The sequence below is a fragment of the Pseudoalteromonas sp. 20-MNA-CIBAN-0454 genome, from assembly GCF_040308685.1.
Taxonomy (GTDB): domain Bacteria; phylum Pseudomonadota; class Gammaproteobacteria; order Enterobacterales; family Alteromonadaceae; genus Pseudoalteromonas; species Pseudoalteromonas nigrifaciens.
In genome coordinates this window covers 146,896-162,570 of sequence record NZ_JBEOOB010000001.1, presented here as the reverse complement: position 1 = coordinate 162,570, position 15,675 = coordinate 146,896, and the positions used below count along the sequence as shown (strand labels likewise).

The following is a 15,675-nucleotide window of genomic DNA, read 5'->3' as shown; positions in this document are numbered from 1 at the left end:
ATCAGCATGATAAATGGATTGTTAATTGTTATCTTAATTATTTTTGTGGTTATTTTTTGGCGTTGGCCAGCTATTCAAAATAGATTATGGCAACGTAAATATAAAACTCTTGAGCTTAATTCGCAGCAAAAAGATATTTTACTGCGTTGTATGCCTATTTATAAAAAAATGACCGATGCCGATAGAGCAAAGTTAGAGCGCCATATTATGTGGTTTTTAAGCGAAAAACGCTTTGTGGGGTGCGATGGCTTAAAACTAACTGGCGCAATGAAGTTAATAGTTGCTGCAGATGCCTGCCTGCTAGTGCTCAATAAGCCTTGGCCTTTGTATAAAAACGTAAAAGAAATACTCCTATACCCAAGTGCTTATTATGCACCGCAGTCAACGCGTGATAGTGCTGGCTTAGTTAGCTATCATAATGCAGTTAGGCTTGGAGAGTCGTGGCCAGGCGGTACACTAGTACTTAGTTGGCACGATGTACTAGAGGGGAATAGATTACCCAGTGATGGCCATAATTTAGTGTTTCATGAATTCGCGCATCAGCTAGATCAAGAAACCGGCAAAACAACCGGTACGCCGTTACTTAAAACAGCAGCCGAGTATAAAGAATGGGGGCGTGTATTTAGTCGTGCCTTTAACCAGTTAAAAAGTCATGTTGCTTATAGTATGGAGCATGTTATTCATAGTTATGGTGCGACTAATGAGGCTGAGTTTTTTGCGGTGATCACCGAAACCTTTTTAGAGAAGCCGGCAGAACTGCGCCGATATGACCCTGAAATTTATCGCTTGCTGGTGGACTATTATCAATTTGACCCTATAGTCTGGCATTAATTTACGGCATTTCATCTTATAACGCTGGCAACTTGTCGACGTTTTTGTTGCAATCATGTAAGAGAGTTACATAGAGCAACAATAATAAGTGAGAATTGCATGAAAAAAATGCTGCAAACGGTGCTAGCTTTATCTGTGTCATTGGCACTAGGCAACGCACAAGCCCAACAAGACGATGAGCCAAAATGGCAAGTAGATTCACCTAAAGGGCAATTTGTAGATGCCACCATTAGTGTTGATCAAGGCACATGGATGAACCTAGATATTAGCCCTGATGGTAAAACACTGGTGTTTGATTTACTTGGCGATATTTATACTATGCCAATAAGTGGTGGCAGTGCCACACAACTTACCTCAGATATTGCATGGCAAATGCAACCGCGCTTTAGCCCAAATGGTAAACACATTGCTTTTACCTCAGATCAAGGTGGCGGCGATAATATTTGGATTATGGATTTAAACGGCGAAAACCAAAGTGCAGTAACCGACGAAACCTTTCGCTTATTAAACAGCCCTGCATGGAGTCCTGATGGCGACTACCTAGTTGCCCGTAAACACTTTACCGCAAGTCGCTCATTAGGGGCAGGCGAAGTATGGCTTTATCATAAAGCGGGTGGCAAAGGAGTACAGCTTACTAAGCGAGCTGACGATCAAAAAGATTTGGGTGAACCAATGTTTTCGCCCGATGGTCGTTATGTGTACTTTTCACATGATGCAACACCAGGTAAAACCTTTCACTATTCAAAAGACTCGGTGGCGGGAATTTATAAAATAAAACGTTACGACCGTGAAACCGGCGAAATTGAAACGGTGATTAGTGGCATGGGGGGCGCGATTAGACCAACCCCCTCACCCGATGGTAAAAAGCTTGCTTATATAAAGCGTGACGACTTTCAAACTAGCCTGTACTTATACGACTTAACTAGCGGTGAGCACACTAAACTGTACGATAAGTTAGAACGCGATATGCAAGAAACCTGGGCTATTCATGGTGTTTACCCCACGATTGCTTGGACGCCAGATAATCAACAACTGGTATTTTGGGCTGGTGGCACAATACATAAACTCGATGTTAGCGATAAATCGGTAGAAACCATTGCTTTTAAAGTACAAACCACTAAAAAAATTCAAAAAGCAGTGCGTTTTACACAAAACCTCGATACAGATGAATTTGATGTAAAAATGCTGCGTAACGTACAAATTAGCCCAGATGGTGAAACGGCTATTTTTGAAGCGTTAGGACACATTTATAAACGTGATTTAGAATCAGGTAAAATTAAACGCTTAACCAAACAAACCGATCATTATGAGTTATTTGCGCAGTACTCGCGTGATGGCAAAAAAATAGTTTACACCACATGGGACGATAACGAGCAAGGCCAAGTACGTGTGGTTTCTGCGAGCAGTGGCCGTGGTGACACCATAACTGAGCAACCGGGTAAGTACGTTGAGCCTACCTTTAGCCCAGACGGTAAAACAGTGGTTTATCGCAAAGCCACCGGTGGCAGTATTTTAAACCCTAAGTGGTCACTAAACCCAGGAGTTTACAGCGTAAGTACTAAAGGCGGCAAAAGTGAGTTAATTTCAAAAAATGGCTATCAGCCACAGTTTGGCGCAGCTAACGATCGAGTGTACATCATGAGCCCGTGGCCAAAACCAACGCTGAGTGTAGTAGAGCTTGATACTAAAAAAGTGCGTAAGCTTTACGAATCTGAGCATGCCACCGAATTTAGAGTATCGCCAGATGGCCAATACCTTGCGTTTGCGGAGCGCTTTAAAGTATTTGTAACACCGTTTGTAGAAAGCGGTAAAACGCTTAATATTAGCCCCACAGACAACCAATTTCCTATTGAGCAGTTATCTGTTCGTGCGGGAGAAAATATTAGCTGGAGCGCTAACAGCAATAAGTTGTATTGGACCTTAGGTCCTGAGCTTTATCATGCCAGCCTTGAGGGTATGTTTGCTATTAACAAAGCTGACGATAAAGACTTTAAAGTAAAAAGTGGCGATAACATTAGCTTTAGTAAAAAAATGGCTGAGCCAAAGGGCATGATAGCCCTAACTGGCGCTAAAATTATTACTATGGATGGCGAAAAAGTGATTGAGAATGGCGTGATAATCACCGATGGCAAGCATATCAAAGCCATTGGCACAGCCGCTGATATAAGTATTCCTAAAGGCGCTAAAGTAGTTGATGTAACAGGCAAAACGATTATGCCTGGGATAGTCGATGCTCATGCGCATGGCTCGCAAGCAAGTGATGAAATTATTCCACAACAAAACTGGAAAAACTTTGCAGGGCTTGCATTAGGTGTAACCACAATTCACGATCCATCAAACGACACCTCTGAAATATTCACCGCCAGCGAAATGCAAAAAGCAGGCATGATAGTTGGCCCGCGTATATTCTCTACCGGTTCGATTTTATATGGCGCCAATATGCCAGGGTATACCTCGCATATTGACTCGTTAGATGATGCTAAATTTCATTTAGAGCGTTTAAAAAAGGTTGGCGCGTTTAGTGTTAAATCGTACAACCAACCGCGTCGCGAGCAGCGCCAGCAAGTAATAGGAGCAGGGCGTGAACTGCAAATGATGGTAGTGCCTGAAGGTGGTTCATTACTACAGCATAACTTAAGTATGATAGTAGATGGGCATACAGGCATTGAGCATTCAATTCCGATAGAGCATATTTACGACGATATAAAACAGCTGTGGTCACAAAGTGATGTAGGTTATACACCAACGCTTGTTGTAGCCTATGGCGGTATTTGGGGCGAAAATTACTGGTACGATAAAACGGATGTGTGGAATCACCCACGGTTAAGTAAATTTGTACCTAAAAACCAATTACTACCACGCTCAATGCGCCGCGTTAAAGCACCTGAGCATCACTATAACCACTTTAACAATGCCCGCGTAGCTGCTGAGCTGCAAGACTTAGGTGTGCTAGTTAACTTAGGTGCGCATGGCCAACGTGAAGGTTTAGGTGCGCACTGGGAAATGTGGATGTTTGCCCAAGGTGGTATGACCCCACTTGAAGCAATTAGGGCCTCAACACTTGATCCTGCTAAGTACTTAGGGCTAGATAAAAACGTCGGATCGCTTGAAGTAGGTAAACTTGCTGATTTAATGGTAATTGATGGCGACCCGCTAAGTAATATCCGCGACTCAGACAAAATTGACTACACCATGATCAACGGCCGCTTATTTAATGCCGCAACTATGGTTGAAGTGGGTAAAAAGCAGCGTAAACCACTTTATTTTGAAAACAACAAATAGCATTTAAAGTTAGAGTTTAAATAACCCATAACACATTTAAAAGCGGCTAACTTAGTTTTAAGTTAGCCGCTTTTTTATAGGCATAAAAAAACCGCTTAACGCGGTTTATTTTAAAATCAAATTAGGTTGTTAAACAACACCGCGCGGTAAACGACAGTCGTGCTCTTTACGCGCTAATTCTACAATCCAAAACTCTTCAGCTGTGTAACCGTCTTCATTTTCGGTAACAACAGTAAATGGTGCTTTTTTCTGTGCTTTAGCAGGTGCAGCCACTTTAGTTTTTTTCGTTTTAGCAGTTTTGCCAGAAGTTAACTTTTTAGTTAACTCTGCTACATCAGCTAGGCGTAAGTTTTTGCCGCCATCGATGCTGTACCAGCCTGGTTTTGTAGTGATTTCAGGTTTTTTACCGTTGGCAGCTTCATACGCTGATTCAAAGGCAGATAACACTGCTGTTTTGTCTAGTTTGCTCATTAGAGACCCTATACGTTGTTAACACAGATAAAGAAGTCCTATTTATACCTATTTTAAAAGTGTTTTTCAATTTTTTGCGATTTTCCTTCCATTTTAGCCCATAAACAGCCAAAATTTGCACAAAATTCAGTGTTAAGTAAGGTAACTTGTATGCAACGTCGAGAATTTAACCAGCTGTTAAATGACATTTTAAAACCCCACACAATTAATGATTTCTGCCCAAATGGCCTACAAGTTGAAGGCAAAAATGAAATTAAAACCATAATTACTGGTGTTACTGCAAGCCAAGCACTGATTGATGCTGCAATAGAAAAAAATGCTGATGCAATATTAGTGCACCATGGTTATTTTTGGAAAGGCGAATCGCAACCAATTACAGGTATGAAAAAACGCCGCATTGGTGCGTTATTAGCAAATGACATTAACTTATTTGCTTATCATTTACCGCTCGATATACATCCGGTACTTGGTAATAACGCACAATTAGCACTGTTGCTAGATATTGAAATTGAAGCGGGTTTAGAGCCTGTTGCAAACAGCGTAGCAATGAAAGGGCGTTTAAAAACACCGTTAACGGGTGAAGAGTTTGCCAATAAAATAGCTCAAGTGTTAAACAGATCACCACTGAGCAGTTTAGTACGAACCGATAAAATAGAGACAATTGGGTTATGCACCGGTGGCGGGCAAGGTTACATTGACCTAGCTGCAGAGCAAGGCCTTGACGCCTACTTAACTGGCGAAGCGTCGGAGCAAACTATTCATAGCTCGCGCGAGCAGAATATTGACTTTTTTGCCGCAGGGCACCACGCCACAGAACGCTACGGCATTAAAGCATTAGGCGAGCTGCTCGCTCAAGAGCATGGTTTTGACGTCACATTTATTGACATAGATAACCCAGTATAAATAGTTGAAAATGTAATACATATAGAATCATCATTAGCTACCTAGCTGCTATATAAAGTTAGGTAGCAGCTAGGTGATTAATTAGCTAATGGCTAATGCATTGAGAAATTATTTATAAAGAGATGAGGCTCATCATTAGCTGCCATGGTTTTGGTAAATAACGCAAAAACCATATTAATACATGTGTTAGTGAACGTTGCGGCTGTGGAGTTTTTACTACATGCAAAGTAACAGTTTAAAATTAAGCTATTAATATTAAAAACTATTTTATATTTAAGCAGCTATCGCGTTTTAGGGCTTAGTGTTTGAAGGCTTTTTTATAACTAGAAGCTTCAGAGCCTCGAATATAAGTAATGAGAGGAGTCACTTTTGAGCGAAATAAAAATATTTGGTCTTTTTTTAATTACTGCTTTGGCAGAAATAATAGGCTGTTACTTACCATACCTTTGGTTGCGCGAGGGGAAATCGGTTTGGTTACTGGTTCCTGCAGCCCTTAGCCTAGCTATATTTGCTTGGTTATTGTCGTTACACCCAGCCGCTGCGGGTAGGGTGTATGCCGCTTATGGTGGCGTGTATATTTTCATGGCTATTTTGTGGTTGTGGATTGTTGATGGTATTCGTCCAACTACATGGGATCTGGTGGGTTCAGGTGTAGCACTTGTGGGTATGGCTATCATTATGTTTGCTCCACGTAGCGTATAACACAGTATCTGAGGTGGTGGGTTTGTAATTACAGCGTAGTTAAAAAAACTGCATATATTCGTAAATTATCAGGTCTAAATCAGTTCAACCGCACATTAAAAATGTAGCTCTAATCATTGAAAACTAAGACGGTGCTATCGAGTTTTATACTAAGAAACTTCAACTTATACTCCTCGGAAATACTAATTTAGGCGGCAGGAAATGCTGAGTTTAGGTTTGTTTTTTAAATGCTAATGACACGAATTTACTTTTGGCTCATGGATAGCAAACGAGCAGGCACAAGCTGTTAGTTACCAAGTCTGGGTGTGTTTTGCTATTTTACAGACCAACGATTTCTGGCGAGACTATGAGATAATGAAAGCAAATGGGGTTGTTTAATTAACAACCACGAGTTGAAGAGTAAGCGACTGTAGTGTTTATAGAGTAACAATTGGCTTTACTGCAACTCAACAGCTATTTTCACCACACACTTAATCTGGCCACATCCAAGCCAATAAATTTAAAAAATGTAAGAACCGATAAAAACTATGAGCACTGAAAATATTTCTCAAAAAAACGCGAGCTTTTTCCCTTGGCTGATTATGATCTTAATGTCGTCAGTGACCTTTGTAGGAATACTGTCGGAGTTGATGCCCTCAGGTATCCTGCCTTTAATGATGGCCGATCTTAATATTAGTGAAATGCAAACAGGTAATTTAGTGGGTTACTACGCCATTGCGTCAGCGATATTTGCAATTCCGCTCATTTCAATGACCATGCAATTTAATCGTAAGCACTTGCTACTGCTTTTATTGAGTGGCTTTGCTGTTTCAAACATTGTGGTTGGGCTGATTGATAATTATAACGTTATTATTTTTCTTAGGATTATCGGAGGCATTTGTGCAGGTGTGATGTGGCCAATGATTGCAGCCTACGGTATGCGACTGGTAGATGAGGAACATCATGGTAAGGCTATTGCGGTTATTATGGCAGGCACCACGCTGGGAATTAGTATTGGTATGCCCATAATGACCACTATTGGCAATGAATATGGTTGGCGAAGTGAGTTTACTGGCTTTGGGCTGGTTATTATTGCTATTGCAGTTATTAGCTTTTTTGCTTTGCCTTCAGCGCCCGGTGAAAAGTTGACCAAAAGCTCCTCACCTTTTGCGGTATTAACAAATCCAGCTGTACTAGTTATTCTTGTGCTTACCTTGCTTGGTGTAACCGCACATTATGGTGCTTATGTGTACATTACAAGCCTGGTTGAGGAAATTGGTTTAGCGGGTGGGATTGAAAGTGCTTTACTTTTTTTGGTGTAGGTTCGATGATTTCTGTTTTTTTAGCTATAAAACTTATCGATAAATACCTGCGGCTATTAACAATCACCATGTTTGCATTACTTATTATTGCTATGCTCACGTTACTCATATTTGGCAAAGTTAAGGGCGTAGGGCATTTTGCTTTTTTTATATGGGGTCTTTCGTTTGGTCCATTAGTCACTTTAATGCAAGCAGCTGTTAGCAGGCAGGTAAAAAATGCCAAAGATGTTGCTACTTCAGTTCAGTCATCGGTATTTAATTTATCCGTTATTATCGCATCTTCTGTTGCTGGGCTGCTACTGGGGAATTACTCCCCGATGAGTTTGGTATACTTCGCCGTTGTTTTATCTATTCCGGGTATTATCATCGCATTTTTTGCGAAAAAGACTTTAAGTAAGGCGTTTTAGAAAAACTTATAGGTGCCGAAAATGACGGTTATAACTTGTTTGTGCAGTAAAAGGGCCTAGATTGAGAGCCCTATTTACCTGCTTTGGCATTTTTAATTTGACTCTAAGCGCGATGGAAAGTCACTGCTTGTTGCTTAACAAAGTAATCAAAGCTGTCTTTGGTAAGTGCACTAACACGTGTAACTTTGTGGGATGTTATGTGGCGCATTGGCAAAATGTACGACACACGTTATTGGCAAAAGTGTTATAAATTAACAAAACCGGACACCTATTTAAGTAATCCGGTTTGATACACTTTATGTAATAACTGCGCTGCACTTACGTTAAAGTACTTCTGGGTCTATCCAGCGGCGCATGCTGATCCACGCTTTACCCACTACTTCATGGCTGTATTGTGTTACTACATGCAAAGCTTGGGCATTTGGTACGAGTTGTTTGTGCCAAGGCAATACAGCAAAGTTATGATAGTCAGTTGCCGCTGTTATTACCTCAACGCCTTGGGCGGTAAATAAGTCTTTTGCACGCGGCATATGTAAAACAGAAGTAACCAATGCCACTTTATAGTCAACTAATATGGGGGCTAATAACTTTGCTTCGGCTGCGGTATCCATAGCAGCTGGGTTTTGCACTAAGCGATTTTTATTAATACCTAAACTTATTGCTGTTTTGTACATTAAGCTACTATTAGTAACTTTTTGGTATCCGCCGCCCGATACAATAAGTTGTGCATTTGGGTAGAGTTTGGCTAGCTTTATGCCTTCGACTAAACGAGTAAGTGCGCAGTTGCCAAGTTGGTTATTAGCACTTAAAGCCGTGTTGGGGTTAATGTCGCAACCGAGTACGACTATTTTATCAATTTTTGGCTGTTTTAATGAGTTAAATGCCAGTGCGGCTGGCTCGTTATTTTTTATAATTAGGTTAGCAACCAGCGGTGTGCTGAGTAAAAGCAGCGTCGCTAAGCTTATAAAAGATAAAAGCAAAGCAGGCCTTTTACCTCTAAATGCCAAAAGCAGCATAATAAGTGCAAATAGACCCAATAAAGGCAGTGGCATTAATAAACCACCCAGTAATTTTTTAATGGCAAACATAATGAGTAATATAAAAAGCTAAGTTAGCTTTATATTACTCATGTGTAAGGTGTTTATCGACCGTTATTTAACTTACAGGTATTTAAAAAGTGACGATAAACAGGGTTGTCTTTCATTTCTTTTTTCATCGCTAAATACATAGGGCGAGTTAATCCTAATGCTCCTAGCGGAATTGACTTAATTAATCCTTGGCTTTCGTAAGGTGTAACCAGCCAGTCGGGTAATGCAGCCACGCCCATACCCGCACTAACGAGTTGAAAAATAAGTAACCCCTGGTCAACTGTTTTAAGTGTGCCATCAAAACGGGCATTTTGAATAAAGTGTTTAAAAATATCTTGGCGTTCACGCGGAATAGGGTAGGAAATAATAGTTTCGTTTTTTAAATCAAGTGCCGTTACATAGGCTTTTTTAGCAAGATCATGGTCGGGGGCAACAATGAGCTTTAATTTAAAGTCGAATAAATGGGCGTATTCTAGCTGGTCGGGTTCGCGTATATCTGAGGTGAGCACTAGGTCTAGTTCATCACTTAATAAATCAGGGATGGCGTCGTAGCTAAAACCGCGTTCGTAATCAATTTTTATATCTGGCCAAAAATTATTAAATTCTTTAATTGTTGGCAGTAACCAATGAAAGCACGCATGGCATTCAACACTTAAGCGCATTTGTGAAATGGGCTGGTTTAAACTTTCTTTTAAGCGGCACTTGGTTGCTTCTACTTTTGGTAATATTTCGTGGGCTAATTCAAGTAATAGCATACCTTGGGGGGTAAATCGTACTGGTTGGGTTTTTCTCTCGAACAATTGGCAGTCTAATTTGTTTTCTAAATCTTTGATTTGATGTGATAAAGCCGATTGCGTTAAAAATAACTCACGTGCGGTATTAACCAAAGATCCCGTTTCTTTTAAGGTAGCAATGGTTTTTAAGTGTTTAAGACCAATCATCTTTAAAAATTCTCATGAAAAAGGTGAGTTTAACTCAGAGTAAGCACATATTACGCTTTTACAAAAAACGTTTCAACGTCTAGAAGGCTGTTAATTGTGTTTTATTAGCAGTTTCTATGCTTAACATTAAGTTTTTTAATCATGAAAGTCATTTTGAAGTAGGTTTTATGAATTTTGCATGAGTTTAGCTCATGTTGTGATTTGAGGTTTATCAATTGTGTAATACCACAACACAAGGTGATTTTAACTATCTAAACAGCTAGGTTGGGTTTTGGTGTAATTACTAAAAATATTTTGGGCGAACATGGATTTATTACAAAGGTTTGAAAAGTTGATTACTCGAATGACATTGGCTAAGTGTATAGAGTACTAATACAGCTAATCTGCCTGATATTGCATAGATAAAAGCACTTCTTCACAAAGCAGCTAAAGCACCAGTTGCGCGTTTGCGGGTAAATCCAGGTTGTGGTTTAAAAACCAGAGCATGGGAATAAACCCGCCAAGCACTTACCAACATGGTTAAAGCAAGCAAGGAGCTGCGTGAAGAGTTAAAGGTTAGAGCTACACCATAAAAATGTAGCTTACGTATATTACTTATATAAATATAATCGCAAAATTAAGCCAGCAATAATTAGCTGGCTTTTTTATTATAGTGGGGCGTCGATTAGTAAAATAGCTTCTTGGGCTGTTACCGGTTTTGATTTTAAATAGCCTTGCCCGTAATTGCACTGCGTAGTTTGTAAAATAGCGAGCTGTTCAGCAGTTTCAATCCCCTCAGCAACCACTGCAAGATTAAGTGATATTGCTAGCGACAAAATAGCATCAACGAGTGGGTTGGCAGAGTCATGTAAGTGATCAATAAAGCTCTTATCTATTTTTAAAATATGAATAGGTAGCTGATGTAAGTAACCAAGCGCTGAGTAACCTGTGCCAAAGTCATCAAGGCAAAGCTTTACTTTTAATGGCGATAAGCCTTCAATTATTTGCGTAGCTAAGTCTAAATTTTCGATTAATCCCGACTCTGTAATTTCTAAACACAAAGACCCCAGTGGGAGCTGATATTTATTATAAATAGCGTGAATTTGTGCCACAAAATCTAAACTAGCAAAGTGACGAGACGAGACATTAACAGTGACTTTTAAAAATCTGTGTCCTTGTTGATGCCAGGTGCTAATTTGTTGTGCGGCTAAATCTAATAAATGTAAGTCTAAATTAATTATTTGCCCGGTTTTTTCAGCAATTGGGATAAAGTCATTTGGCGGTACAAACCCTTTGCTGGGATGATGCCAACGAACAAGTGCTTCAAAACCAATCACTTCACATGTCGTAATGGTAAATATAGGCTGAAAATACAGCTCAAACTCATTGTGCTCTATACCGTGTTGTAAATCGTTTTCAATATCGGCATGAGTTTTAAGCTTTTTGCGCATAATATTATTAAATAGTTTAACTTGTCCGCGTCCTGTCGATTTAGCTTCGTACATAGCTGCATCAGCTTGTTGCAATAAAATATAGGCTTTGTCGTTTTCGTTATCACTAAATGCTACGCCAATACTTGTAGATGCTTGTAATAGGTGTCCGTCAATATTAATTGGCTTTGAAAGAGCAAGTTGTATGCGTTTGAGTGCATCTGTTACCTGATTGCGGTGAGTGATGTTTTCCATAAAAATAGCAAACTCATCCCCGCCTAAGCGTGAAAATGTGTCGGTATTGCGCACTGTGCCTTTAATTAATTGGCATATTTTTATTAAAAAGTGATCACCAACTTCATGACCAAGTGAGTCATTAATACTTTTAAATCGATCAAAATCTAAATAGAGTAACGCGTGACTAGTGCCTTTTTTTACTCTTGCAAGGCGTAAAATAGCATGCTTAATTCGCTCAATAAGTAATGAGCGATTAGCTAGGCCAGTAAGATCATCGTGCAGGGCGCGGTGCTCTAATTCTTGGCGAGCTAATTGGCGGTCAATCGCCATACTTATTTGCCGGCTAACATAGGTTAGCAGCGCATTATCGTGTTGGCTGTAATGTAACGCTTTATCGTAACTTTGCACTACTATAACGCCGCTATGGCGATCGTTTACCCTAAATGGGACACCCAACCAAGATTCTGCTCGCCTACCCACCATTTTAAAATGTTGTTGTTCTACATGGTGTAAAAACTCACTATTAGTGAGCAGTAAAGATTGCTCTGTAACTAGTAAGTAATACGAGGCAGTGTCTTTTAATTGCTCTTTTGAAATTTTTTGATGGCTGTTGGTTTTAATACCTTCTTCAACAATATAAACAATATCTAACACGTCAATTTGTTTATCGTATAGCGCTATAAAAAAGTTATCAGCAGGCAGTAAACTATCAATAATTAAATGCAGTGATTCAAAAAAAACGTCTAAATTTTTAGCTTTATAAGTTAAGTTTGCAATTTGCAGCAGGCTATTTTCTAACTTTTGGGCATTATTTAATTGTAAAACCGTTGTTTGTAAGCTGTTTACCGTATTAACTTGGTTTATTTTGGCACTTAATAAATGAGCAACCGTGGTGAGTATTTCGAGGTGCGAGTTAGTAAAGTAATTTTTAATTGGGTGCTCACAATCTATAACCCCTAAAACATGATCCTTGTATATAAGCGGGACACATATTTCAGATTGAGCAGGGCGCTCATCAGCAATATAGCGGCTATCTTTGGTTACATCGCCAATCATGATTGCTTTAGCTGTGGTTGCTACATGGCCTGTGATACCTTCATCAAAGCGGATCACTTTTCGCTGTGCTTGATATTCTTTGCGCTCACTGGCAACGCCCATAGAAGCGGCTTGAATAAGCGTTAAATTGGCAGTATCAGCAAGATAAATAACACAATCAACAAAGCCAAGCCTATTAATTACTTGGGTAGTTACATATTCAAATAGCTCATCAAGCGTATCTAATTGCAGTAAGCTTGAGGAGAACTGATTAATTATACTCAGCTGATCGGTTTTAACTTCGAGCGCTGTAGTGGTATCTACTTTGTTAGGCATAGCAAATAATGTGGTTCTTAGTTAAGTATAAATACGGGCACTAATTTAACATGGTATTAACTTTCCTACAAAACAAAATGATAATTGCTTTATGCTAACTGTAAAGTTTAATTGCAGCGCTACGCAGGTTGATTATTTATAATAAGATCTTTACTCGAAAACGTCCTATGCCTATGATCGGATAAATTTAGCTTAGGGACCAACTCATGACCGTTAAAAATACAGACTCTGCAGCAACACTCACTATTACCAGACCAGATGATTGGCATGTACACTTACGTGATGGCGATCAATTAAAAGACACGGTTCGTGATATTAGCCGTTATATGGGCCGCGCAATTATTATGCCTAACTTAATGCCGCCAGCAACCTGCACAGATACGGCATTAGCTTACAGGGAACGTATAATGGCTGCAGGTCCACAAGGCAATTTTGAGCCTTTAATGGTGCTATACCTTACAGATAAAACAACCCCAGATGAAATAAAAAAAGCGAAAGCTACCGGCAAAATAGTTGCAGCAAAACTATATCCGGCAGGTGCTACAACAAACTCAGATTCAGGTGTTACCTCAATTAAAAATATTTCCCCTGTTTTAGCTGCAATGCAAGATGTAGGCATGCTGCTGTTAATACACGGTGAGGTGACAGATTCGTCTATAGATATTTTTGACCGTGAAAAAATATTTATCGAAACGATTTTAGGTGACGTAGTAGCTGACTTTCCTGAGCTAAAAATAGTACTTGAGCATATTACAACCAAAGATGCGGTAGAGTTTGTAATTAATGCGCCGGATAATGTTGCAGCAACAATCACTGCTCATCATTTACTTTATAACCGCAACCATATGCTAGCAGGGGGCATTCGCCCTCATTATTACTGCTTACCTATTTTAAAACGTAATATTCACCAACAGGCTTTAATGGCTGCTGCAGTAAGTGGTAATAAAAAATTCTTTTTAGGTACAGACTCTGCGCCTCATTATAAAGATAAAAAAGAAGCTGCGTGTGGTTGTGCAGGAGCTTATACCGCACATGCTGCAATTGAGTTATACGCAGAGGCATTTGAAGGTGCCGGTAAACTAGACAAGCTAGAAGGCTTTGCAAGCTTTTTTGGCCCAGACTTTTATGGCCTTGCACGCAATAAAGACACCATTACTTTAGAAAGAAGCCCGTGGCAAGTGCCTGCAAGTTATACGCTTGGCGACTCACAAGTAGTACCTATAAAGGCAGAAGATACAATTGACTGGCAAGTTAAGTAGCTTGGTTGCCTAAAGGACCTAAAATTTTAAAGCCGTTTAGCTAAGCTAAGCGGCTTTTTCATTTTTTTAGCGGGGTATAAAGCTTAGGTAGAATAAGTCAGTAATTTAAAAAGTGCTTTAGATTTATGGTTGGGTTACTACGGGAAATATTAAAGCGTTTAATAGTATTGCCAGAAAGGTGATAATTACTGGATAAAATTTATATTTATTTGCTTTTAAATTAACCATTTAAGAAAAAAAATCAGAAACAACGCATTATTGATAAATATTTTCTAATTAATAGAGCGAAATAAAATTTAATGTGCTAATCTTAACTTGCTTTGAGTTTTTGCCTAATGAATTTACGGATGTTGTGCTGCGTTTAAGGTTACCGGTTTGGTTATTACTTCTTCCTGTACTGTACCTCCATATTTTTGAGCATTGATTCAAGGAGGATATTGCCATAATAATATGGCTGAATTTTAATTATTGACTTACAGGAAAATTTAGTATGTCGGTTACTGGTAAAGTAAAGTTTTTCAACGAAGCTAAAGGCTTTGGTTTCATTGAACAAGAAAATGGTCCTGACGTGTTTGTACATTTCAGCGCAATCACTGGTTCTGGTTTTCGCACTCTTAGCGAAGGTCAAGCAGTGACATTCAGCATCAAGCAAGGTCAAAAAGGCCCTGAAGCTGAGAACGTAGAAGCAGCATAATTTATTATGTGAACCTTCGTTCAACGTGGTGAAACAGGCTACTGTTTCACCATAATTTTCTTTTTAAATAATCCACACTCCCTCAAATAAAATCAAAATAATTACCTTAAAATAATTACCTCAAAATATTTTAATTATCACTTACCAGTTTAAACACTATGCAGTCATATATTATTTTAATAATTCGTATTAATAAAAACACCATCACTCAATAAATAAAATCACCCTTTTTGTATTTGCTATTTGCTATTTGCTATTTGCTATTTGTCGTTTAAAAAACCACAAACACAGCTAATCATGGGGTATAAAGTTTATTACTAATACTAACCCAATTTAAAATATGGCCATTCTAGCTTATTAAATAGTTTATACGCTGTGTTGAAAGTAGCTTATAAAGGGCAGCTATTAATTTAAATCCCCTTGCTATTTAACTCCCACTGAATTTAAACCAGCTTTAAGAAGTTTGCTACAAGATCATTAAGGTTATTAAAAGTAACTTCTGAACGCATGTAAGATGCGTATATACGTGCTGCAAGCGTACTAAGGCGCGACAGTGACAACAGGGTATGATAGATTATCAGCCCATAGTTTAAGGGGTAAGCACTCCTTAGGCTTAGCTTTAATGCAGTGTTAAATCAATTCACATCATTTTAAATTAATAAAAAATAATTAGGCTATTGAATTAAAAGCTCATTAGCTGCGTTAAAAATTATTTTTAGTCACTACACGTACGTAATAAGGAAGAAGTGGTGGCGAAGTAATAATTCATAACAGCAAAA

Annotated in this window: 12 protein-coding genes; 8 read left to right on the top strand and 4 right to left on the bottom strand. The window is 39.0% G+C overall.

Annotated features, from left to right (window positions below; all coding sequences use genetic code 11):
• The first annotated feature begins 6 nt into the window (after window positions 1-6).
• Entirely contained in the window at window positions 7-831 is an 825-nt protein-coding gene (locus AAEZ22_RS00775) for a M90 family metallopeptidase (protein ID WP_352295782.1), read from the top strand.
• 99 nt (window positions 832-930) lie between these two features.
• Window positions 931-4,113 carry an amidohydrolase family protein gene (locus AAEZ22_RS00770; protein WP_352295779.1) on the top strand — a complete coding sequence of 1,061 codons (3,183 nt, stop codon included), beginning with the start codon at window positions 931-933 and terminating at the stop codon, window positions 4,111-4,113.
• A 129-nt stretch (window positions 4,114-4,242) separates the two neighbouring features.
• Here the strand turns inward: AAEZ22_RS00770 and AAEZ22_RS00765 are convergent, their stop codons facing one another.
• Window positions 4,243-4,584 carry a hypothetical protein gene (locus tag AAEZ22_RS00765; RefSeq protein WP_011327857.1) on the bottom strand — a complete coding sequence of 114 codons (342 nt, stop codon included), beginning with the start codon at window positions 4,582-4,584 and terminating at the stop codon, window positions 4,243-4,245.
• A 150-nt stretch (window positions 4,585-4,734) separates the two neighbouring features.
• On the opposite strand from AAEZ22_RS00765, the gene AAEZ22_RS00760 reads away from it, so the two are divergent.
• From AAEZ22_RS00760 to AAEZ22_RS00745, 4 genes are all read left to right on the top strand, one after another.
• The gene (locus AAEZ22_RS00760; protein WP_352295776.1) at window positions 4,735-5,487 is read left to right on the top strand and encodes a Nif3-like dinuclear metal center hexameric protein; all 753 of its coding nucleotides are present in this window, start codon (window positions 4,735-4,737) and stop codon (window positions 5,485-5,487) included.
• A 369-nt stretch (window positions 5,488-5,856) separates the two neighbouring features.
• Window positions 5,857-6,189, top strand: coding sequence for a YnfA family protein (locus AAEZ22_RS00755; protein ID WP_309217017.1), 333 nt, complete (start codon window positions 5,857-5,859; stop codon window positions 6,187-6,189).
• 527 nt (window positions 6,190-6,716) lie between these two features.
• The gene (locus tag AAEZ22_RS00750; RefSeq protein ID WP_352295773.1) at window positions 6,717-7,490 is read left to right on the top strand and encodes an MFS transporter; all 774 of its coding nucleotides are present in this window, start codon (window positions 6,717-6,719) and stop codon (window positions 7,488-7,490) included.
• 5 nt (window positions 7,491-7,495) lie between these two features.
• Window positions 7,496-7,897 (top strand): MFS transporter, encoded by a 402-nt coding sequence (locus AAEZ22_RS00745; protein ID WP_352295770.1) that lies wholly within the window; start codon window positions 7,496-7,498, stop codon window positions 7,895-7,897.
• A 323-nt stretch (window positions 7,898-8,220) separates the two neighbouring features.
• Here AAEZ22_RS00745 and AAEZ22_RS00740 read toward each other — a convergent pair whose 3' ends face one another.
• From AAEZ22_RS00740 to AAEZ22_RS00730, 3 genes are all read right to left on the bottom strand, one after another.
• The gene (locus tag AAEZ22_RS00740) at window positions 8,221-8,985 is read right to left on the bottom strand and encodes a YdcF family protein (RefSeq protein WP_352295767.1); all 765 of its coding nucleotides are present in this window, start codon (window positions 8,983-8,985) and stop codon (window positions 8,221-8,223) included.
• A gap of 53 nt (window positions 8,986-9,038) precedes the next feature.
• Complete coding sequence (locus tag AAEZ22_RS00735) at window positions 9,039-9,926, bottom strand: LysR family transcriptional regulator (protein WP_011327866.1); 888 nt, start codon at window positions 9,924-9,926, stop codon at window positions 9,039-9,041.
• Window positions 9,927-10,573: 647 nt separating this feature from the next.
• The gene (locus AAEZ22_RS00730) at window positions 10,574-12,943 is read right to left on the bottom strand and encodes an EAL domain-containing protein (protein ID WP_352295765.1); all 2,370 of its coding nucleotides are present in this window, start codon (window positions 12,941-12,943) and stop codon (window positions 10,574-10,576) included.
• A gap of 206 nt (window positions 12,944-13,149) precedes the next feature.
• Between AAEZ22_RS00730 and pyrC the strand changes: the two genes are divergently transcribed.
• On the top strand, window positions 13,150-14,202 hold the full coding sequence (gene pyrC, locus AAEZ22_RS00725) for a dihydroorotase (protein WP_352295762.1): 1,053 nt from the start codon (window positions 13,150-13,152) through the stop codon (window positions 14,200-14,202).
• A 490-nt stretch (window positions 14,203-14,692) separates the two neighbouring features.
• Window positions 14,693-14,896, top strand: coding sequence for a cold-shock protein (locus AAEZ22_RS00720; RefSeq protein ID WP_002961702.1), 204 nt, complete (start codon window positions 14,693-14,695; stop codon window positions 14,894-14,896).
• The last annotated feature ends 779 nt before the right edge of the window (window positions 14,897-15,675 follow it).

Coding starts and splice junctions, on each gene's coding strand:
- AAEZ22_RS00775 (WP_352295782.1), top strand. CDS start 7: ATGATAAATGGATTGTTAATTGTTATCTTAATTATTTTTGTGGTTATT.
- AAEZ22_RS00770 (WP_352295779.1), top strand. CDS start 931: ATGAAAAAAATGCTGCAAACGGTGCTAGCTTTATCTGTGTCATTGGCA.
- AAEZ22_RS00765 (WP_011327857.1), bottom strand. CDS start 4,584: ATGAGCAAACTAGACAAAACAGCAGTGTTATCTGCCTTTGAATCAGCG.
- AAEZ22_RS00760 (WP_352295776.1), top strand. CDS start 4,735: ATGCAACGTCGAGAATTTAACCAGCTGTTAAATGACATTTTAAAACCC.
- AAEZ22_RS00750 (WP_352295773.1), top strand. CDS start 6,717: ATGAGCACTGAAAATATTTCTCAAAAAAACGCGAGCTTTTTCCCTTGG.
- AAEZ22_RS00745 (WP_352295770.1), top strand. CDS start 7,496: ATGATTTCTGTTTTTTTAGCTATAAAACTTATCGATAAATACCTGCGG.
- AAEZ22_RS00740 (WP_352295767.1), bottom strand. CDS start 8,985: ATGTTTGCCATTAAAAAATTACTGGGTGGTTTATTAATGCCACTGCCT.
- AAEZ22_RS00735 (WP_011327866.1), bottom strand. CDS start 9,926: ATGATTGGTCTTAAACACTTAAAAACCATTGCTACCTTAAAAGAAACG.
- AAEZ22_RS00730 (WP_352295765.1), bottom strand. CDS start 12,943: ATGCCTAACAAAGTAGATACCACTACAGCGCTCGAAGTTAAAACCGAT.
- pyrC (WP_352295762.1), top strand. CDS start 13,150: ATGACCGTTAAAAATACAGACTCTGCAGCAACACTCACTATTACCAGA.
- AAEZ22_RS00720 (WP_002961702.1), top strand. CDS start 14,693: ATGTCGGTTACTGGTAAAGTAAAGTTTTTCAACGAAGCTAAAGGCTTT.